Origin of the sequence: Jidongwangia harbinensis (genome assembly GCF_020216025.1) — a bacterium.
GTDB lineage: Bacteria > Actinomycetota > Actinomycetes > Mycobacteriales > Micromonosporaceae > Actinoplanes > Actinoplanes harbinensis.
Map to the genome: position 1 here is coordinate 13,354 of NZ_JAIWNC010000046.1, position 21,195 is coordinate 34,548.

Here is a 21,195-nt window from a genome sequence, read left to right on the forward strand (position 1 = left end):
GAGAATAGCCGTATCGATCATGCGAGGCTGCCCCGTGTGCCCGGACGGGGAACCGGGCCGCGGGCGCCGCGGGCGAATCTGGTCATCGAGGGAGGAACCTTCGGTTCACGTGAGCTCTCGATAACTCTCAGTCACCAAAGTCGATCGTGGCGGAAATTCATGACTCACGATCTCCGCAGCTCACCTTACTGATCATCGATCATGGTGAAAATAGTTGTTCCATCGGGGCTTACCGAACGTCGCGTTCGCGGAGTTACATGCGAAAGCGAACTGCCCTGAAGGGACAGAGATGATCGACATCAACGCCTGGCTTGCGGCCGGGGCGGGTCTGGTGGGCGCGGCCGTCACCGCGGTCAACCTGGGCGGCCTGCTCCGTACGCACCTGCGGCAGCGGGTCCGGGTGCAGCTGGAGCGGGAGCGCTCGGCCCGCTGCATCGCGCGGGCCGCCGGGATGGCCGAGCTGGTGAACAATCCACGGGCCAGAATCCGGATGGTCGAGCGGGACGACGACGGCGAGCGGCTGATCGAGATCGGCGAGCCGGCCCGGTCCGGGGAGGCGGCGGCCTGATGATGCCGGCGCAGGCGTTCCCACCGGACGACGAGAACGAGCGTCGCCGAGCCGAGCTGCAGGACTCGCTGGCCCGGTTCCTCGAGGAGAACTACTCCAAGATCTTGAGTTTCCTGCTGCGGCAGTGCTTCGACCCGCACCTCGCTCAGGACGCGCTGCACGAGGCCCTCATTGTCACGATGGACAAGTGGGAGGCGGTGTCGGCCTGCGACAAGCCGCTGTACTGGGTCCGGCGGACCGCCTGGCACAAGCTGCTCAGCCTGCACGAGCGGCAGAACGGCAGAAGCCTCGTTCCGCTGGAGCCGGACGAGGTCGCGGAGCCCACCAGCGCGTACGAGGCGGAGATGGTGCTGCGGTACACGCTCAGTCAACTGCCGTTCCGGCAGCGCGCGGTGCTGGCGCTGATGGTCGAGGGCGACACCGACGAGCAGATCGCGATGCAGCTGGGCCTGGCCGTCACCACGGTGTGCACCTACAAGAGTGAGGTGCGCAGGAAGTACCGCGAGCTGTTTCGGTCCGGTGCCGACGAGGGGACGCCGGCATGAATCTCGATGAGCTGCTCGCGCTCGCCGCGCAGGACGCGCCCACCCCCCTGGAGCACGCCCGGGCCCGCCGTGCGGTACGCCGGGTGGCCGAGGACCACGGCCGCCGGCTGCGCGAGGGACCCGAGATCATCAGCGACGTGGACCTGCCCGACCCGGTCGGCGGGGACGGCGGCGAAGCCACGCGCATCGGGCGGGCGGCACAGCTCCGGAAGCGCGGCTCGATCATCTGGGACGCGGGCACCGGGCGGCTGGACTGGTCGGACGAGACGTCGCGGATCTTCGGCCTGGCCCCGGTCGAGGCGCAGAAGTCGATGATCCGGCTGGTGTCGCTCATCCATGCCGCGGACCGGACCGCGGTGTGCCGGCGGCTCCGGAGCGCCTGGCGCCACCGGTCGGCGGTGGAGTTCACCTGCCGGATCACCATGCGGGACGGGTCTGCCGCCTACGTCGAGGTACTGGTGGAGATCCTCACCGACCGGCACCGCCGGCCGACCGGCATCATCGCCACCGGACACGACGTCACCACGGCCTGCAAGCGTCGCCAGGACGACGAGCGCCGGGCGCTGCGTGACGGCAGCGTGCAGAAGGACCTGGCCGAGGTGGACGCGGAGACCGGTCTGCTCAGCCGGCGGGCGTTCGCGGACGAGGTGGGCCGGGCCCTCCGTACCGGGACCGGCACCCTGCTGGTGGTCTCCGCGCCGCCGTACATCCGGCGCAGCTCCGACGTGGACTCCGGGCACGACGACCGGCTCGGCGCGGCCGCCGCGAAGGTGCTGCGTGACGTCGTGGACTCGGACCCGTGCGGACTGCTCGGCCGCTACGAGTTCGGGGTGCTGATGCCGTACACGACCCTGGAGTCGGCGACCGCGAAGGCGGAAATGGTGGTCGGTCAGCTCCGCAGCACCCGGTTCCTGGCCGGGTGCCCTCGCCTGGACGCGTTCGGCGGGCTGGTGCACTACGACTACCGGCTGCCGAGCGAGAGCATCGAACTGCTGCTCGACGCCGAGACGGCGTGGCGCCGGGCCAAGCACGAGGACCGGCCGCTGCACGTGCTGCGGCAGCCGCCGTCGGCCGAGGACCGGCGGGAGATCTGCCGGGCCGGCATCCGCAGCGCGGTCGAGCAGAACCGGTTCGCGCTCTACGCGCAGCCGCTCCGGGACCTGGAACTTAACCGGACCACCCGGCACGAGATCCTGTTGCGCGTCCTGGACGACGTGGGCCGGCCCATCCCGCCGACCACCTTCCTGCACCTCGCGGAGCACGTGGACGAGATCCTGGCGGTCGACAAGTGGGTGATCAACCACGCGCTGCGCCTGATCGGCGAGGGCGCGCAGACGTCGCATTACCAGATCAACGTGTCCGGCCGCTCGCTCGCGGACCCGCTCCTGCTGGAACACCTGCGGGCGGCCGTCGAACGGTTCCGCGTCAACCCGGAGCACCTCACCGTCGAGATCACCGAGACCGCGGCCATCGGCAATCTCACCGTCGCCCGCAGGTTCGCCGACGGCGTACGCGAGCTGGGCTGCCAGCTGGCGCTGGACGATTTCGGCACCGGCAACACCCCGCTCGGCTTCCTGACGAAGCTGCCGGTCGACCTGGTCAAGATCGACGGCAGCTTCATCCAAGGGCTGCCCGACTCCGAGCCGTTGCAGGCGGTCGTCCAGGGCCTGGTGCAGATCTGCCGCAAGCTCGGCATTCTGACCGCTGCCGAGTACGTCCAGGACGACGCCACGCTGGATCTGTTGCGCGCCTACGGAGTCGACTTCGCGCAGGGCTTCCACGTCGGCGAGCCGGAACAACTCGTCGCCGACCGGCCGCGTACCCGGTCGATCGAACTCGAGTTGTATCCGGCTGCCAGGTACCGGGAGCGACGGGCGATCTAGCCCGGCGGGCCTCAGCTGTTGTTGACGCGGTTGATCAGTTCGACGGCGTTGGCACCGTGATTCGACGAGTACAGCCAGTTGTTGATGTACTTCCCGTTCTGGATGTCGCGGCTGCTGTTGGTGCCGACGATCCGGATGTTGTTCGTCCCGACGCCCGTGGCGAGCGGGCCGCCGCTCGAGCCGGCGCCCATGTCGCAGGACATCCGGAGGCGATCGTCGGTGGCGCTGGACGTGGCCGCGTCCACCGTGTTGCCCTCGCAGAACATCATGTACTCGCCCTCGGCGAAGTCGCTGTCCGGCCGGTTGTAACCCTTTTCGGGATATCCGTACGTGCGGACGCTCGCATAGGCGGTGGACCCGCCGAACGTGTAACCGTAGGCGCCCACGGCGTCCTCGAGGGTGGTCGACCCGGGCGGGGTCAGCACGATGGCGCCCATGTCCGAGTCCTTGGTGTCGCCCCGGGTCGGCCAGGCGGTGGGCACCAACGTCCGGGAGCCGTACCAGTATCCGTAGGGTCCGGTGTCGTAACCGTCGCGTGCCGGGATGAAGATGTGGTTCCGGTACCAGCCCGACTCACCGCCGGAACCGCGGTGCACGCAGTGGCCGGCCGTCCACGCGGTGTTCTTGTTGCGGCTGGTGATGGCGGTGGCGGTACAGGTGTAGTACCCCTCCTCCTTGGCGTCCTGGAAGTACAGCCGGCCCACCGCCGAGGTGGGCCTCGCCCGGGGGTTGGGCACCCGTTGCGAGACGCTGACGGTCGCCTGGGCCGACACCGACGCGGTCGAGCGGGCGGCCTTGGGTGCCACCGCGGGGGCCGAGGCGCTCAGGGTCGGTGCGGTCTCATCCGCGTCGTCCGCGGCCTTCGGTGCGCCGGCCGGCGGAGCGGCCGGGACGTCGACGGGGTTGGCCTCGGCCTGCCGGAGGCGTTCCGGCGTCCAGATCGCGCGCAGCTGTGCGGGCGTCTTCTGCTCGACCCGGACGGTGACCGGTGGGTCGGCGGGCGTGGCGCTGGGCTCGACGGCGTCGGACGACGGACCCGGTGCGGCGAACGCGGAGGGGATGAAGACTGCGCCGGCGCCGACGACGAGTGTCGTCAGGGCAGGAAGAATCAAGCGCCGTACGCGCGGCTGTGACATGTTGCTCCGTTCAGTGTCAAGACCCGGCCGGTCCACCACCGTGGTCCACGGCGATCAATATTTATCAGCGAGGATGACCTTCGGGCACCGGTCATACGGCCGAGCCTCGGGTCGTCCGAAGTGCGCGGGGCGACGCGCGTCGGCGGATGTCGATAAGGTCCACGCCAGACAGATCAAGCTCTACGGGGGAGCACGGTTCAATGCGGATATTCATGGCCAAAAGATGGGTTGTCGCCTGCGCCGTGGCGCTGCTGGGCGCGGCCGGAGTCCAAGCTGTCGGCACGGCGGCCCACGCGGTCGGTGGCGGAACGGCGGCATCCGGTGACGCGCTGCGGTTCGCCGCGAAGCTCGACGTCGGCGGCGTGCGCTCCTGCACCGGCGCGCTGATCACGCCGTGGTGGCTGGTCACGGCGACCTCGTGCTTCGCCGACGGTGGCGCGGTGCCGGCCGGGGCACCCGCGCTGCCGACCACCGCCACGCTCGGCCGTCCCGACCTCGCCACCTCGGCCGGCCTGGTCGTCCGTGTCGACCGGGTGGTGCCGCATCCGGACCGCGGCGTGGTGCTGGCCCGGCTGTCGCGACCGGCGTACGGCGTACCTGTGGTGAAGGTCTCCACCGCCGCGCCGACGGTCGGTGACACGGTGGTCGCGGGTGGCTACGGCCGCACCGGTGACACCTGGGTACCGACCACGCTGCGCACCGCCGACTTCACCGTGGCCGCGGTCGCCGCCGGCACACTGGAACTCACCGGCACCGGCGACGCGACGATCTGCAAGGGCGACGCCGGCGGCCCGGCGCTGCGCCGGGTGGGTTCCGGGTTCGAGTTGGTCGGCGTGCACGTCGCGTCCACACAGGGCGGCTGCCTGGGCGAGACCGAGACGCGGCGCACCGCGGTCGAGGCGCGCCTCGACGGGCTCGCCACCTGGATCAGCCAGAACGCCGTCACCCCCGGCGCGCAGCAGCTGGCGCTGACCGCCACCCGGATCGGGCTGCTCAAGGGCGACTACGGCACGCAGGTGAAGGAGGGCGGCCTGAGTGCCGCCTGGACCACCCTGCTGGCGAACGCCAAGCAGATCGTGGTCGACGGCGACCGCATCGGCGTGCTGACCAACGACGGCGTCGCCTACGTCAAGGACGGTGCGACCACCGCCACCTTCGTCAACGAGTACTCGAACGTCAAGCAGTTGGCGTTGTCCGCGAACCGGATCGGCATCGTCACGAACGCCGGTGTGGCGCTGGTCAAGGACGGCGGGCTGAGCGCGGCGTGGGTGACCGAATACCAGGGCGTGCAGCAGATCGCGCTGGCCGGCGACCGGATCGGCGTGCTGACGAACGCCGGCGCGGCGCTGGTCAAGGACGGCGGGCTCAGCGCACCCTGGGTCACCCAGTTCACCGGGGTACGCCAGATCGCGCTGTCGGCCGACCGGATCGGCGTGGTCACCACGGCCGGGGCGGCACGGGTGAAGGACGGCGGACTGAGCGCCCTCTGGGAGATCCAGGCCACCTCCGGTGCCGACGTGCTGTCCCTGGCCGGTGACCGGATCGGCCTGCTCACCACGGACCGGGTGGCCAAGGTCAAGGACGGCGCGCTGACCGCGGCGTTCGTCACGCAGTACACCAACGTGCGGCAGCTCGACATCGCCGCCGACCGGATCGGCGTGGTGACCCTCGACGGGCCGGCCCTGGTGAAGGACGGTGGGCTCAGCGCCCTCTGGACGACCGTCTGGCCGTAGGCGGGACACCGCCCGCGCGCCGCGGGCGGCGGAACGACAGCGCCGTCCGGGAGCTTCCGCTCCCGGACGGCGTTTTGCCGTGTCCGCGTAGTCGGATCGACACATTCAGTAATGCCGAGCACCGATGATCGAAACAATTTCCGAAACTTTCGTTATTCACAGGCCATTCATATTGTCGGTTTCCTTGGCCGTCTTGCCAGCTCAGCTTCCTGTGGGTCGCGCTCGACGGTCCGGCGCGAGCGCAGACATTGACATCTATCGTTGGACCGATCTAGTCTTTTCGGACAAGTTCCGGACAACTTCCGGAAACTTTCTGGCTCACTCATATTCACCGAGGAGGACGGAGCATGTCCGAACTCGCCTTGCTCGGGGCCGAGATCGTCGCGGTCTCGCTGCTCGTGCTCGGGCTCTACTTTCCGCGGCATCGGCGCCGCGACCTGGTGGTCGCATACTTCGGCGTGAACATCGGCGTGCTCGCCGTGGCCGACGCCCTGCGGACGAGCACGACGGCGACCGGCCTCGGTCTGGGATTCGCGCTGTTCGGTGTGCTGTCCATCATCCGGCTCCGCTCCACGGAGCTGGACCAGCACGAGGTGGCCTACTTCTTCTCGGCGCTGGCGCTCGGCCTGCTCGGCGCGCTGGACACCGCGTCGATCTGGCGCAACATCGCGTTGATGGGCCTGATCCTGCTGGTCATGGGGATCGCCGACAACCGCCGCCTGTTCAGCCGGTACCGGCAGCAGATCGTCGTCCTCGACTCCGCCGTGACCGATCAGGCCGAACTGGTCAGCCGCCTCGAGGAACTGCTCGGTGCCAAGGTCCATTCCGCTCGCTCGCAGCGGGTCGACCTGATCAACGACTCCACCGTGGTCGACGTCCGTTACGCGATGTCGTCACGCCGCTCGGCCGCACCGGTGAACCCGGTCAGCCCGGCTGCCTATGCGGTGCACCGATGACCGCCACCATGGCCTTCCCGTCGCTGTACGCGCTGCCGCGGGTCGGGCTGGCCGAGATCGAGGAACGGGCGGCCCTGCAGAGCCGGGTCGACCGCAAGTACGTCGTCCCGGTCGGCGAGGTCGGATGGCTGCTGGACACGCTCGGACCGTCGGCCGCGGTGCTGGAGATCGAGGGGGTGCGCCACTTCACCTACGAGTCGCTCTACTTCGACACCCCGGAGTTGACCAGCTACCGGATGACCGCGCACCGGCACCGGCGGCGGTTCAAGATCCGGACCCGGACGTACGTGGACTCCGGCACGTGCTGGCTCGAGGTCAAGGTGCCCGGCCCGCGCGGCAGCACCATCAAGTATCGCGCGCCGCACCAGCCCGAGCACCAGCACACCGTCGGCGCCGGCCGGAGCTTCCTGGAGGAGATCTTCACTCGCCACGACCTCGCGGCCCGGATCGGTGCCGAGTTCGGGCCCACCCTGCGTACCCAGTATCTGCGTTTCGCGCTGCTGCTGCCGGCCTCGGAAAGCCGGGTCACCGTGGACACCCACCTGCGGTGGACCGCCGAAGGCCGGGAACTGCAACTGCCGCAGACCGCCATCGTCGAGACGAAGACCGGTTCGGCCGCGTCGTTCGCGGACCGCAGGTTGTGGCAGCGCGGCCACCGTCCGGTCGCGATCTCCAAGTACGCCACCGGACTCGCCGCGATCCGCGCGGACCTTCCGGCCGCACCCTGGCAACGGGTGCTGAGGCGGCACTTCACCGCCCCGAGAGAGGACATGCTCCATGCGTAGACCCGTGCCGAAAGTCGTCGGCATCCTCCTGGCCATCTGCATGGTGGTCACGGCCGCGCCGGCGTACGGCACGGAGACCGCGGTGGCCCCGGTGAGCGCCGCGGGCGACGAGTTGAGCGGTGACATCACCTTCTCGGTGCCGAGCGGGACGTTCCAGAACTCGCTGTCGGTGACGCTGGGCACCGCGCTCAGCGGCGCTCAGATCCGGTACACCACGGACGGTTCGGTGCCGACCGCGACCTCCCCGGCGTACTCCGGCGCCCTGGCTCTGACCCGGACCACCCAGGTGCGCGCGCAGGCGTTCGCCAACGGTGCACCCACCGGCGCCGCCGGCACCGCGCTGTACGTGGCCCGCGCGGTCGACGCCCAGCACGACCTGCCACTGATGCTGATCGACAACTACGGCAAGGGCAAACCCGGCCGGGAGTACGTGGACGCCGCCGCGATGGTGTTCGACACCGCCGGCGGACGCACCTCCCTGTCCGCCGCGCCCACCGTGGCCACCCGGGCGGGCATCCACCTGCGCGGCCAGTCGTCGGCGATGTTCGAGAAGGCGCCGTACCGCCTGGAACTGCGCGACAACGCGGACGAGGACGCGGACCACCCGATGCTGGGCATGCCCGCCGACTCGGACTGGGTGCTGCGCGGCCCGTTCAGCGACAAGTCGCTGGTCCGCGAGGCGCTGGTGTACGACCTGGGCCGGGAGATGGGCATGGCCACGGCGCGGTACCGGTTCGTCGAGCTGTACCTCAACGTCGACAACTCGCCGGTGGCCGCCGCCGACTACCAGGGCGTCTACATGCTGGTCGAGACGATCAAGAACAACAAGGACCGGCTCGACCTGAAGGAACTCGAGGAGACCGACACCACGCTGCCCAAGATCTCCGGCGGGTACATCTTCAAGTTCGAGTGGCTGGCCGCCGAGGAGCCGACGCTGCCCTGCACCGGCGCCGCGGCGACCTGCTGGAACTTCCTCGAGGTGTACGACCCGTCGCCGCTGAATGCGCAGCAGAAGACCTGGTTGACGCAGTATCTGCAGCAGTTCCACGACATGCTGCACAGTCCACAGATGGCCGATCCACAGACCGGCTATCGCAGCTGGATCGACGTAAAATCGTGGATCGACCTGATCATCCTCAACGAGTTCAGCCGCGAGATGGACTCCTACATCCGGAGCACGTACTTCTACAAGGACCGGGAGGGCCCGATCACGGCCGGCCCGCTCTGGGACTACGACCTGACGTTCGGCACCGGCGGGTTCTTCAACAACAACCAGACCGCCGGCTGGCAGTACCAGCAGACCCGCACGCCGATGGCCAACGACTGGTTCCAGATCCTGCTCGGCGAACCCACGTTCCAGCAGGAACTGCGGGCCCGCTGGCAGACCCTGCGCAACGGGCTGCTGTCCGACGCGTCGCTGGGCGCCCGGATCGACGCGCTCACCGCACCGCTGACCAACGCGGCACAGCGCAACTTCCAGAAGTGGCCGAACCTGGGCACCCGGATGGTCGGGCCGTTCATCACCGACACCACGCCCACCTGGGCGGGGCAGGTGCAGGTGATGCGCACCTGGATGACCCAGCGGGCGGCCTGGCTGGACAGCACGGCCGGCTGGGGCCGCACCACGACCAGCCCGCCGCTGCCTCCGACGACGACCACTCCGCCGCCACCGACCCCGGTGGCCGGATGCACCGCCGCCTACACGCAGCTCGGCCAGTGGGGTGGTGGCTTCCAGGGTGAGGTGACGGTGACCGCCGGAGCGGCCCGGATCAACGGGTGGACCGTCACCCTGACCTTCGCCAACGGGCAGCAGGTCAGCCAGGGCTGGAACGCGGTGCTGTCCAGCAGCGGCGCCGTGGTGACGGCCCGGAACGCCGGCCACAACGGCGCGCTGAACCCGGCGGCCAGCGCCACGTTCGGGGTTCTCGGTTCGTGGACGGGCACCAACGCGGCACCGGCGGTGACCTGCACCGCCAGCTGACGCACCGGATCCCTCGTGCCGCCCGACCGGCAGCGCGAGGGATCCATGGTGTCCGGCCCCCGGCCCCCGGCCCCCGGCCCCCGGCCCCCGGCCCCCGGCCCCCGGCCCCGGGCCCCCCGGCCCCGGCGCCCCGTGCGTGCAGTGCCGCGTGTGGTTCGGCTGGTGCCGGGTGCGGTGGGCGCCGCTTTCCCGCACGTCGTGGTGGGGCGGCGGGGTGTGTGGGGTTGTGGTGCGGAGCGGGCCGGTTTTCCACGCGGCGGGGTTGGTGGCCGGGGGTGTGTGGGGTTGTGGTGCGGAGCGGGCCGGTTTTCCACGCGGCGGGGTTGGTGGCCGGGGGTGTGTGGGGTTGTGGTGCGGAGCGGGCCGGTTTTCCACGCGGCGTGGTCGGTGGCCGGGGGTGTGTGGGGTTGTGGTGCGGAGCGGGCCGGTTTTCCACGCGGCGGGGTTGGTGGCCGGGGGTGTGTGGGGTTGTGGTGCGGAGCGCGCCGGTTCTCCACGCGGCGGGGTCGGCGGCTGGGGGCGTGTGGAGGTGTGGTGCGGTGGGCGCCGCTTTCCCGCACGTCGTGGTGGGGCGGCGGGGTGTGTGGGGTTGTGGTGCGGAGCGCGCCGGTTCTCCACGCGGCGTGGCTGGGCCGGGTACGGGCGAGGTGCGTCGCGGAGGGGCGAATCGGGCGCTTGGGCGCGTGTGAGGATCGAAGTCGTGCAGCTGTGGTCGGTGTCCGACCACTAGTCCACAAGATCGCGGGTGGAAGAGGCGCATGCAGCGGTGGTCGTGGGCGGCCGGGAAGGCTGCCCAGGGTCGCGGTGGCTGCTGGTGAGAGCGGCCACGGTGGTTGCCGGATCTCCGGATGGGGTGCTCTCGGCGAGGCGGGTTGCCGAATTCGCGGTGGTGCCGTGGCCGAGAGTGACCGGGGCCGGCTGGCTCACACGCGATGGTGGCTGCCGGGGTGTCGTTCCGACGTTGGTGTACCAGTGGAGCGCTCCACTGGTACACCAACGCTGCTATGAGCCCGCCTCATAACTACCGTCGTGTCCCACTGAGGTGGGTGTGGCGGCGCGGCGATGTCCGGACGGCAGGGCGGGCTGGCGGCGGCGCGTCGTGGCAGACCGCGCGGGGCCGTCCGACGCCCGGGGTTGATGCCATGCTCGGCCTCCACCGATGATGATCAACGCCGCCCCGCAGGATAGGTCCGGCTAGCGCACCGCCACCGCCGGGCAGGCCGGCTTGGTGCAGCGGTGTTGCGGCCAGCGCCCCGGCTGCCACGCGCCGAGCGGGTTGTTGTCCAGGAACAGCGCGAGGCGAAGGCCGTTCTGGACCCCGTCCGGCCCCACGATCGGCGCCGGACGGTAGGTGGTGCCCGCCGGACCGGTCGGCGCCGGATTGTCGGTGCTCGGCCCGTCGCTGCCTGGCCCGTCGCTGCCTGGTCCGTCACTGCCTGGCCCGTCGCTTCCCGGCCCGTCACTGCCTGGCCCGTCGCTGCCTGGCCCGTCGCTACCCGGCCCGTCGCTGCCTGGTCCGTCACTGCCGGGACTGTCGTTGCCGGGGTCGCCGGGCGTGGTCGGTGCGGGGTCTGCCGTCGCGGTGCCGTCGTAGCGGAACGCGTTCCGCATGGTGACCGAGCGGTCCACCCGGTCCGCCACGGTGACGTCCACCGTGGTCCCGGCGTCGCCGCCGGGGGTGGACACGGTGAGGCTGGCGCGGCTGCGGCTCAGTACCGGGGCGGGCCGGCCGCCCACGGTCACCACCGGGTACTCCGGGAAGCCGGACCCCACGATCATCATCGCGGTGTCGCCGGTGGCGGGGCCGTGGTCCGGGGTGACCGCGCTGATCGTGATGCCGTCGTCGGTCACCGGGTCCGGCTGGGGCAGCGGGTCGCCCGGAGTACCGGGTGCGCCGGGCGACCCCGGCGTCCCGGGGGCACCGCCGTCCTCGTCGCCGGGTCGGTCTCCCGGCGCGGCTGGCCCATTACCGGGCCGGCCGGGCGCGCCGGGTCCGTCGCCGGGCTGGGCCGGGCCGGGGCCGGGCTGTGCCGGAGCGTTACCGGGTGCGGTCGGAGCGGCACCGGGGTGGTCTCCCGGCGCCCCGGGGTTGTCACCGGGTTGAGCGGGGTTTCCGGGGCCATCGCCGGGTTGAGCCGGCCCGCCCGGGTCGTCGCCGGGTTGAGCCGGGCTGCCGGGGTTGTCGCCGGGTTGAGCCGGACTCCCCGGGCCGTCACCGGGTTCAACCGGGCTGCCGGGGACGCCGGGCTGAGCCGGCGCACCCGGAACCGAGCCGTCACCCGGAGCACCCGGCTGAACGGGGTCGACCCCAGGAGCGGAGCCGTCACCGGGAGCGGAGCCGTCGCCGGGAGCGGAGCCGTCGCCGGGTGCGGAGCCGTCGCCGGGTGCGGAGCCGTCGCCGGGTGCGGAGCCGTCGCCGGGTGCGGAGCCGTCGCCGGGTGCGGAGCCGTCGCCGGGTGCGGAGCCGTCGCCGGGTGCGGAGCCGTCGCCCGGAGCCGAACCGCCGGCCGGCGCGACGGTGAAGAACACCGCCACCGACTGGCCGTACGCGAACCGCGGATCCGCTGCCGACACCACGTCCACCACCAGCGCGTACTCCCCGGCCGGGAGTGTCGCCCCCAACTCCACGGCCACCCCCTCGCCGGTCAGCGCCGGATCGTTCCCGGCCACCCCGTCCGCCGGGCCGAGCAGTACCTGACCCTGCGCGTCGGTGGAGCGTTCCGTGCCGTTCACGGTCAACGGGTGGCCGACCACCGCGTACGTGGCGCCCTCCACCGCGGCGACCAGCGAGCCCCGCCAGGTGACCCGGGCGTCCGCCGGTGCCAGCCCGGCCGAGGCGCTGACCGTCAGCGTGCCGGTGTGCCTGCGGTCCGCGGCGAACTCGGCGAACCCGGCGGCCAGCACGGACGGGTCGGTCGCCGCGGTCGGTGCCACGGCGCGGTCGGCGTTCAACCGGCCGCCGGTGACCGAGCGTCCGGCGTACCCGGGATCGGGGTCGACCGTCTCCATCAACCGTTCGCGCACCTGGGCCGGCGTCATCGCCGGGTGCTTCGAGAGCACCGCGGCGGCCGCGGCGGCGACGTGCGGCGCGGCCATCGACGTACCCTGCATCGCTTCGTATCCGCTGCCCGGCACCGTGGACACGATGTAGTGGCCGGGTGCGAACAGGTCCACGGTGGCGCTGCCGTAGTTGGAGAACGCCGCCCGCTTCTCGTCCGCGGTGGACGCGCCCACCGACACGATGTTGTCCAGCGGCAGGTCGGCCGGCCACACCGCGGCGGTGTCCGTGTTCGCGGCGTCGTTGCCGGCCGCGGCGGCCACCAGGACGCCCTTGCCGCGGGCGTACGCGATGGCGTCCTCCAGCACCTGGACGGCGGAGCGCGGCGCCGAGCCCGGCATGTTGCCGAAGCTCGCGTTGATCACCCGGGCGCCGTTGTCGGCGGCGTACCGGATGGCCTCGACGATGTCCGAGATCCGCATGGAACCGTTCGCGGAGACCTTGAGCGGCATGATCGTGACGCCCGGCGCGAGCCCGGCCACCCCGCGGCCGTTGTTCGGTACCGCCGCGATCGTGCCGGCGATGTGGGTGGCGTGGTCGTTGCTGTCGGCGGCGTCGTACACGGTGTTGTCCTCGTGCACGAAGTCCCAGCCGGTGCAGTCGTCGACGTACCCGTTCTGGTCGTCGTCGGTCCCGTTCCCGCAAATCTCGTCCGGGTTCTGCCACATCGGCGGCAGGTCCGGGTGGTTCAGCTGCACCCCGGTGTCGATTACCGCGACGGTGACGCCGGCACCGGTGGCCTTCGCCGTCGACTCGACGCCGTCGACGTCCGCGTCGTCCTTCGCCGGGTAGCCGCCGACCGCGTCCCCCTCGTTGTCCAGCGCCCAGAGCAGCGGCCCGTACGTGTCGTCGGTGTGCTCGATGTGCATCAGTACGTCCTCCGACGCGGCCAGGCCGGTCAGCTTGCCCACCTTCGCCGCGGACAGGTCGCCGATCACCCGCCAGGTGCGGGCGTCCACCCGGGACACCTCGGCGACGTCCGGGTCGGCGGCCAGTTCGCGCAGCGGTTCCGGCACCCGGCGGTGGTCGACCGGTTCGGCCGGTGCCACCGGCGAGGCGGCCGGCACACCCTTGGTCACGTCCACCCGGGTCCCGTCGGTGAGGACCGCGTGCACCCGGTCGCCGGAGCGTTCCAGGGCGCGGATCCGGCCCGCGTACCGCTCGAGGCGTTTCAGGTCCAGGCCCGGCACCGCGCCGGTCGGCGGTGCCGCGGGCGCCGTGGCCACCGGCACCAGGGCCGCGGCGGCCGGCACCCGGACCAGGACGTGTTCGCGATCGTCCAGCGCGGGCCCGTCCACGGCCAGCGGCCGCAGCGGCAGGTCGTCGAGCCGCGGCAGCACGGCCGCGGCCACGCCGGCGCCCAGCGTCACCGTCAGCGTTCCGGCGCCCAGCCCGGCCCACAGCTTCTTCGAGATCACGTCGCCTCCAGCGCACGGGGGAGTGTGCTGAGGACAGGAGACGGTGCGGAGGGAGTGGCGGTGGTGCCCGGCGGTTGCCGGGCGGTTGCAAAGGCGCGGGGATGCTGCGGCCCGGTCTACCGAGGCTGGGCCTGCAACGAAGCCCGGCACCGCCCGTCGGGAAGACGGGCGGTGCCGGGCGGGCGCGGACTCGCGGGGGGTCAGCTGGCCAATTGGCAGGGGGCCAGCGCGTCGAGTCCGGCCGGGCGGGCCGCGTTACGCCCGATGGCCGTGGCGATCCGGTTGATGGTGGCGAACCGCTTGTCCTCCAGCGGGCCGAGGATGGCGTTCTGCACGAAGTTCGCGCCGCCCTCGCCCTCGCTGCTGACCAGGCGGTTGTTCGCCTCGGAGATCTGCGTGTTGAGCAGGGCCAGGTTGCGGTCCACCTCGGCCTGCGCCTGCGCCGGGATGCCGGGCAGCCGGCTCGCCACGTCCGGGCAGGTGATGTCGCCGGCGGTCACGTTCTCGCCCTCCTCGGCGGGCGGGGCCGCGCCGTCCTCAGCCGGCGGGGCGCCCTCCTCGGCGGGCGGGGCGGCGTCGTCGGAGACCGAACACGGCGCGAGCGCGTCGAGCCCGGCCGGGCGGACGGCGTTGCGTCCGATGGCGGTGGCGATCCGGTTGATGGTGGCGATCCGCTTGTCCTCCAGCGGGCCGAGGATGGCGTTCTGCACGAAGTTCGCGCCGCCCTCGCCCTCGCTGCTGACCAGGCGGGCGTTGGCCTCGTCGATCTGGGTCTGCAGCAGCGCCAGGTTGCGGTCCACCTCGGCCTGCGCCTGCGCCGGGACGTTGGGCAGCTCACCGGCCACGTCGGGGCAGGTGATGGCGCCGGCGGTGCCGGTGTCGTCGCCGTCCTCCGCGGGCGGTGCCTCGTCGGCCGGCGGTGCCGATTCCTCGGCCTCGTCGCCGCCCTGCCCGCCCTCGCCCAGCGAGCACGCCGCCAGCGCACCGAGACCCTGCGGCTTCTCCCCGGCCCGGCCGATGGAGATGGCGATCCGGTCGATGGCCGCGGTCCGCTTGTCCTCCAGCGGGCCGAGGATCGCGTTCTGCACGAAGTTCGCGCCGCCCTCGCCTCCTCGGCGGACCAGGTCGGCGTTGGCCTCGTCGATCTGCTTCTGCAACAGCGCCAGATTGCGGTCCACCTCGGCCTGCGCCCGGGCCGGGATGTCCGGCAACCTGCTCGCCACATCGGGACAGACGATGGCCGAGCCGGACGCCTCGGAGCCGCCGGTGCCGGCCAGTGCCACGCCGAGTCCGCCGCCGGCCAACGCCAGGGCGGCGGCTGCGATCGTGACCGGGGCGCGCCACCGCCGCTGCCCGTCGGCCGAACCCGACCGACGCCAACTGCCGTAGCCATTGACCGACATGTGCCTCACCTGTCTTTCCGCTGGGGGTGTTCGGCAGGCGATACGTGCGGGGACGACGCAGTCGTTCAAGCCCGAAAAACTTTTCAAAATGGTTGCTTTGGCGTTCCTTAGAAATGGATTAAGTCAGTGCCGGAAAGTGTCCGACCGGCGGCTGCCCGGCGACCGCCGGAATGCCTACCATCGGCCGTGATGGAGCTGCTGGAACGCGCGGACACGCTGGCCGGCCTGGATGCGCTGCTGGCCGAGACGGCCGGCGGCGGACGCGTCGCGGTCGTCGCCGGGGAGGCCGGCGCGGGGAAGTCCGCACTGGCCGCCGCGTTCACGTCCCGGCTGGGCGGCCGGGCCCGGGTCCTCTGGGGCGCCTGCGATCCGCTGCTCACCCCCCGTGCGCTCGGGCCGCTGCACGACATCGCCCGCCAGGTCGGCGGCGCGCTGCGGGAACGGCTCGCCGACTCGTCCCGCGGCGACGTCTTCGACGCGCTGCTGTCCGCGCTGGACGGGCCGCGGCAACTCGCCCGGCCGGTGGTGGTCCTGGAGGACCTGCACTGGGCGGACGAGGCCACGCTCGACATGGTGGCGTTCCTCGGCCGCCGGCTCGCGCTGTGCCGGGCCCTGCTGCTGCTCACCTACCGCGACGACGAGGTCGGCCCGGACCACCATCTGCGGACCGTGCTGGCCGGCCTGCCCCGCGCGTCGGTCCGGCGGTTCACGCCGGCGCCGTTGTCGGCCGCCGCGGTGGCGCGGCTCGCCCGCCGCGCCGGTCGTTCCCCCACCGAGGTGTACGCGGTGACCGGCGGCAACCCGCTGCTGGTGACCGAGTTGCTGGAGGCGTCCGCCCCGGGCATCCCGGCAACCGTCCGGGACCTGGCCCTGTCCCGGCTGAGCCGGCTCTCCCCGGCCGCCCGCGACGTGGCCGGACTGGTCTCGGTGGTGCCGTCCCGGGCCGAGTCGGCGCTGCTCGGGTCGCGTCCGGCCGCGGTCGACGAGTGCCTGGTCCACGGCGTGCTGGCGGCGGTCGGGGACCGGGTGGCGTACCGGCACGAACTGCTCCGCCGGGCCGTCGAGGAGTCGCTGTCGCCGGTCCGCCGCGCCGCGCTGCACGCCGAGGTGCTGGCCGCGCTGGCCGGGCGCCCCGGCACCGACCCGGCGCGCCTGGTGCACCACGCGCACCACGCCGGCGACACCGCGGCGGTGTTGCACTGGGCGCCGGTCGCGGCCCGGCGCGCCACCGAGGTGGGCGCCTACCGGCAGGCCGCCGCCCACTACGCGACCGCGCTGCCGCTGACCGGCGGCCACCCGGCACCGGACCGGGCCGACCTGCTGGAGGCGTACGCGCTGGCCGCCTACCTCGGTGGCCTCACCCCGGAGGCGCTGGACGCTCGGCAGCGGGCCCTGGCGCTGCGCCGGGAGACCGGGGACACCGAGCGCCTCGGCGAGAACCTGCGCTGGGTGTCCCGCCTGCACTGGTGGAACGGGCGGCCGGACCAGGCCCGGGAGGCGGGCCTGCGCGCGGTGGAGGTACTGGCGGCGATCCCGCCCGGGCGGCAGCTCGCGGCGGCCTGGAGCAACCTGTCCCAGCTGTGCATGCTGGCCGACCAGGAGACCGAGTCGATCACCGCGGGGGAGCGTGCCCGCGAACTCGCCCGCCGGCTCGGCGACCGCGACACCGAACTGCACGCCCGGGTCAACATCGGCACCGCCCGCCTGCGGGTCGGCGACCGGGCCGGCGTCGAGGAGCTGCGCCGCGCGCACACCGTGGCGGCCGCCGCGGGCATGGACGACCACGCCGGGCGTGCGCTGGTCAACCTGGCCACGCTCGCCGTGGAGTGGATGGACCTGGACCTGGCCGAGGAGAGCCTGGACCGGGTGCTGGACTTCACCACCGCCCGCGACCTGGACGGCTACACCCGCCACGTGCTCGGTCACCGGGCCCGGCTGCGCCTGCAGCGCGGCGACTGGACGGCCGCGCTGGCCGACGCCGAGGACGCGCTGTCCGGGCCGGAACAACCCGGCGGGGCGCTGGTGGAGTCGCTGGCGGTGCGCGGGACGGTCCGGGCCCGGCGCGGCGACCCGGGCGCGTACGACGACCTGGCGCTGGCCGCCGAGCGCGGCTACCGCACCGGGGAACGGCAGTTCCTGGTGCCGGCCGCCATCGCCCTGGCCGAGTACTACTGGCTCACCGGAGACCCGGAGCGGGGCGCCGCCGAGGCCCGCCGTGGGCTGGAACTCGCGGTCCGGGTCGAGCACCCGTGGTACACCGGCGAACTCGTGGCCACGCTGCGGCGGTGCGGCGCACCGGACGCGGTGCCGGCGGTGCTGGCCCCGCCGTACCGGATGCTCGTGGACGGCGACTGGCGCGGCGCCGCCGACCACTGGGCGCGGCAGCGGTGCCCGTACCACCGGGCGCATGCGCTGGCGTACGGCGACGCCGACGCGGCGGCCGAGGCACTGCGGATCATGGACCGGCTGGACGCCCCGGCGGTGGTCCGGCGGCTCCGGGCCGACCTGCGGGAACGCGGCGTGCGGCTGCCGCGCGGACCGCGTCCGGCCACGGCAGCCGACCCGGCCGGGCTGACCGGGCGGCAGCTGGAGGTGCTCGAACTGCTCGCCGACGGGCTCAGCAACGCGCAGATCGCGGCGCGGCTGACGGTGTCGGTGAAGACCGTCGACCATCACGTGTCGGCGGTGCTGGGCAAGCTCGGCGTACCCTCGCGCGGTCTCGCGGCCGCGGTGGCCCGCCGGCGCGGGCTGCTCCCAACATAGGGAGGTCTCCCCATGCGGCGGGCGGCCGGCCGCTCCTAGCGTTCCCGCCATGACCACCACACTGGAACTGGACGGCCTCAAGGCCAAGCAGCGCAACACCTGGGCGAGCGGCGACTACGGCGCGGTCGCGGCGCTGATCCATCCCATCGCGGAGCACCTGGTGCAGGCGGCGGATCTGGCGGCCGGCAGCCGGGTGCTCGACGTGGCCACCGGCACCGGCAACGCGGCCATCGCGGCGGCGCGTTGCCTGTGCGCCGTGGACGCCGTGGACTACGTACCGGACCTGCTGGAGCGCGGCCGGGCCCGGGCTGCCGCCGAACACCTGCCGGTCCGGTTCCTCGAGGGCGACGCCGAGGCGCTGCCCGGCCCGGACGGCGCCTACGACGCGGTGTTCTCGGTGGTCGGCGTGATGTTCGCGCCGAACCAGGAGCAGGCGGCGGCGGAACTGGTCCGCGTGGTCCGGCCCGGCGGCACCGTGGCGCTGGCCAACTGGACGCCGGACGGGTTCATCGGGGACCTGTTCCGCACGGTGGGCCGCCGGGTACCGCCGCCGCCGGGCGTGCGCGCACCGGTGGAGTGGGGCCACGAGCCGCGACTGCGGGAGCTGTTCGCCGGGCGCGTCGACGACCTGCGGGTGACCCGCCGCGACTTCGTCTTCCGGTTCGGCTCGGCGGAGGCGTTCGCGGAGTACTTCCGGGACCACTACGGCCCCACGCTGAAGGCGTTCGAGGCGCTGGGTACGGACGCCGCGCCGCTCTTCGACGACCTGGTGCAGCTGGTGCACCGGTACAACGTCGCGGGCGACGGCACGGTCCGGGTGCCGTCCGGGTACGTCGAGGTGCTGGCCCGCCGCCGCTGAGGCCCGGCGTAACCGGCGCAAAATGGTCTGATCGGGGCGGGCCACGTGATGAAATCGGATCATGGCGAGCTCCGTGGCACGTCCGCCGGCACTGCTGCGCCCCGCGCTGGTGGCCGCGGACCGGATGCGGACCAGTCTGCGTCTCGGCACGCTGGTCCTGCTGCTGGTCGTCCCGGGACTGCTGGCGACGTACGCCTACACCAGCGAAGCCAACGGCAAGATCGCCTTCAGCTCGCTGGAGTACCAGGGCACCGAGGTGGTCCGGCCCACGCTGCTGGCCCTCGCCGACACGGTGGCCGGGCGCCAGGCCGACCTGGCCGCCGTGCGTACGGCCATCGACGCCCATCCCGACCTGAAGCTGCGGGACGACCTGCCGAACGGCTCGGACCTGGTCGCCCTGGCCAACGCGCTGGCCGCCCTGGTCACCGAGGTCGGCAACACGTCCAACCTGATCCTGGACCCGGACCTCGACTCGTTCTACGTGATGGACGTGCAGATCGTGCAGCTGCCCCGGGCGCTGCTGGCGGCGGCGGAGGCGGCCACCGCGGAGGCGGCCACCGACCGCACCGCGGTGGCCGAGCAGGCGGTGCGGGCGGGCACCCTCTCCGGGGTGGCGGACAGCCTGCGTACGGACGTCCGCACGGCCGCCGCCAGCACCGCGCTGCCCGGCCTGGAGGCGGACCTGGCGCCGCTGAACGGTGCCGCCGACGCCCTGGCCGCCCTGGCCACCACGCTCACCGGAGCACTGGCCAACCCTGGTCCGGTCGACGTGGTGGCCGCCGCCGACGCGATCAAGGCCGCCGTCCCGGCCGCCGTCGACACCCTCCGCCGGCTGCTCACCGTGCGGATCGACGGCTTCACCGACGAACGCCTGGTCATCCTGCTCATCGCGGCCGGCGGGTTCGTCGTCGCCGCCTGGTTCGCCGCCGCCGTGCTCTGGCGTACCCGGCATGACGTGGCGCTCGCCGTGACCGGCGTGACCGCCATCGCCGACGGTGACTTCGCGCCCCGCCGGCTGCCGTCCGGCCGGGACGAACTCGGCGAGATCGGGCAGGCCCTGGACACCGCCCGGACCCGGATGGTCACCCAGGAGGCGCAGCTGCGCGACGGCCAGGCGATCCGCGAGCAGCAGCTGCGGCACAGCTTCCTCAACCAGAAACAGGCCGAGCTGCGGCTCAAGGAACGCGCGCAGGCGATCATCGACGAGTCGACCACGGTGATCGCGGAGGAACTGCGGCAGGTCACCGACCAGGTCGGCGACGTACGCCAGGCGTCCGACACGATCGACACGCAGATCTCCACCACCCACGTGGCGACGGCCGCGGTGGTGGACCACGCCCGCCGGGCCGAAGAGGTGATCACCTCGCTGGAGGAGAGCCTGCGCCGGGTGGCGGCGACCGCGGTCCTGGTCAAGGGCATCGCCGGGCAGACCCGGCTGCTCGCCCTGAACGCCACCATCGAGGCGGCCCGGGCCGGCGACCTGGGCCGCGGCTTCACCGTGGTGGCCGACGAGGTGAAGGAACTGGCCACCACGACGTCGCGGTCCACCGAGCAGATCACCGAGACCATCGAGAAACTGGAACGCGACACCGCCGAGATGTCCGACACGATCGCCGCGATGGTGTCCGGCATCGGCAGCGTCGGCGAGGCGGCCACCTCGCTGCGGGCGGTCGCCGCCGACCAGGGCGCGGTGGTGGGCCGCCTGGCCGAGCTGATGGGGCACACCATCGGCCGGGTCGAGGAGATGTCCGGGCTGGCCGTGCAGCTGGAACGCCGCCGGGCCGACCGGGTGGCGGTGGGCGGCACCGTGGAACTGCGCCTGCCCGGCGGCACCGAACCCCACCCGGCCGCGCTGCTCGACGTCAGCGCGGGCGGCGTACGGGTGCGGGTCGAGCCGGAGCTGCCGCTCACCGTCGGGGACACCCTCGAGGTCGTGCTGATCCAGGGCGACGACCGCATCCCGGTCCAGGCCCGGGTGGTGAACCGGGGCACCGGCGCGGAGGCCGGTCAGGTCGGCATGGAGTTCCGGGTCGACGACGAGCGCCTCGCCGATCGCATCGACACCTACGTGAACCGGGTGCTGGACGGCCCAGCCTGAACCGTCGCC

General features: G+C 72.7%; 13 protein-coding genes. 10 read left to right on the forward strand and 3 right to left on the reverse strand.

Annotated elements, in window-relative coordinates; genetic code table 11:
* The first annotated feature begins 289 nt into the window (after positions 1 to 289).
* From LDL48_RS37185 to LDL48_RS37195, 3 genes are read left to right on the forward strand one after another with little or no spacing between them, the layout of a single operon-like run.
* Complete coding sequence (locus LDL48_RS37185) at positions 290 to 568, forward strand: hypothetical protein (protein WP_225259858.1); 279 nt, start codon at positions 290 to 292, stop codon at positions 566 to 568.
* Positions 568 to 1,113 carry an RNA polymerase sigma factor gene (locus LDL48_RS37190; protein ID WP_225259859.1) on the forward strand — a complete coding sequence of 182 codons (546 nt, stop codon included), beginning with the start codon at positions 568 to 570 and terminating at the stop codon, positions 1,111 to 1,113. Before LDL48_RS37185 ends, LDL48_RS37190 begins: the two co-directional genes overlap by 1 nt.
* On the forward strand, positions 1,110 to 2,996 hold the full coding sequence (locus tag LDL48_RS37195) for an EAL domain-containing protein (protein ID WP_225259860.1): 1,887 nt from the start codon (positions 1,110 to 1,112) through the stop codon (positions 2,994 to 2,996). The genes LDL48_RS37190 and LDL48_RS37195 overlap by 4 nt, the downstream gene beginning before the upstream one ends.
* 11 nt (positions 2,997 to 3,007) lie before the next feature.
* Here LDL48_RS37195 and LDL48_RS37200 read toward each other — a convergent pair whose 3' ends face one another.
* Positions 3,008 to 4,108 carry a trypsin-like serine peptidase gene (locus LDL48_RS37200; RefSeq protein ID WP_225259861.1) on the reverse strand — a complete coding sequence of 367 codons (1,101 nt, stop codon included), beginning with the start codon at positions 4,106 to 4,108 and terminating at the stop codon, positions 3,008 to 3,010.
* Between the two features lie 236 nt (positions 4,109 to 4,344).
* On the opposite strand from LDL48_RS37200, the gene LDL48_RS37205 reads away from it, so the two are divergent.
* The 4 genes from LDL48_RS37205 to LDL48_RS37220 all read left to right on the forward strand — a co-directional run bounded on the left by LDL48_RS37205 (position 4,345) and on the right by LDL48_RS37220 (position 9,587).
* Positions 4,345 to 5,865 carry a S1 family peptidase gene (locus LDL48_RS37205; RefSeq protein ID WP_225259862.1) on the forward strand — a complete coding sequence of 507 codons (1,521 nt, stop codon included), beginning with the start codon at positions 4,345 to 4,347 and terminating at the stop codon, positions 5,863 to 5,865.
* 347 nt (positions 5,866 to 6,212) lie between these two features.
* Positions 6,213 to 6,821, forward strand: coding sequence for a DUF4956 domain-containing protein (locus LDL48_RS37210; protein ID WP_225259863.1), 609 nt, complete (start codon positions 6,213 to 6,215; stop codon positions 6,819 to 6,821).
* Positions 6,818 to 7,606, forward strand: a complete 789-nt coding sequence (locus LDL48_RS37215) for a polyphosphate polymerase domain-containing protein (protein ID WP_225259864.1) — start codon at positions 6,818 to 6,820, stop codon at positions 7,604 to 7,606. Before LDL48_RS37210 ends, LDL48_RS37215 begins: the two co-directional genes overlap by 4 nt.
* On the forward strand, positions 7,599 to 9,587 hold the full coding sequence (locus LDL48_RS37220) for a CotH kinase family protein (RefSeq protein ID WP_225259865.1): 1,989 nt from the start codon (positions 7,599 to 7,601) through the stop codon (positions 9,585 to 9,587). The genes LDL48_RS37215 and LDL48_RS37220 overlap by 8 nt, the downstream gene beginning before the upstream one ends.
* A 1,194-nt stretch (positions 9,588 to 10,781) precedes the next feature.
* On the opposite strand, the gene LDL48_RS37225 is transcribed toward LDL48_RS37220, so the two are convergent.
* On the reverse strand, positions 10,782 to 14,063 hold the full coding sequence (locus tag LDL48_RS37225; RefSeq protein ID WP_225259866.1) for a S8 family serine peptidase: 3,282 nt from the start codon (positions 14,061 to 14,063) through the stop codon (positions 10,782 to 10,784).
* Positions 14,064 to 14,263: 200 nt separating this feature from the next.
* Positions 14,264 to 15,466: a hypothetical protein gene (locus tag LDL48_RS37230; protein WP_225259867.1), complete on the reverse strand. Its 1,203-nt coding sequence runs from the start codon at positions 15,464 to 15,466 to the stop codon at positions 14,264 to 14,266.
* 189 nt (positions 15,467 to 15,655) lie between these two features.
* Here LDL48_RS37230 and LDL48_RS37235 point away from each other — a divergent pair, with 189 nt between their 5' ends.
* The 3 genes from LDL48_RS37235 (at position 15,656) to LDL48_RS44320 (ending at position 21,186) form a co-directional block, all read left to right on the forward strand.
* Positions 15,656 to 18,229 (forward strand): ATP-binding protein, encoded by a 2,574-nt coding sequence (locus LDL48_RS37235; protein WP_225259868.1) that lies wholly within the window; start codon positions 15,656 to 15,658, stop codon positions 18,227 to 18,229.
* A 49-nt stretch (positions 18,230 to 18,278) separates the two neighbouring features.
* Positions 18,279 to 19,088, forward strand: coding sequence for a class I SAM-dependent methyltransferase (locus tag LDL48_RS37240; protein ID WP_225259869.1), 810 nt, complete (start codon positions 18,279 to 18,281; stop codon positions 19,086 to 19,088).
* Between the two features lie 61 nt (positions 19,089 to 19,149).
* Positions 19,150 to 21,186, forward strand: a complete 2,037-nt coding sequence (locus LDL48_RS44320; RefSeq protein ID WP_272493131.1) for a methyl-accepting chemotaxis protein — start codon at positions 19,150 to 19,152, stop codon at positions 21,184 to 21,186.
* Positions 21,187 to 21,195: the final 9 nt, after the last annotated feature.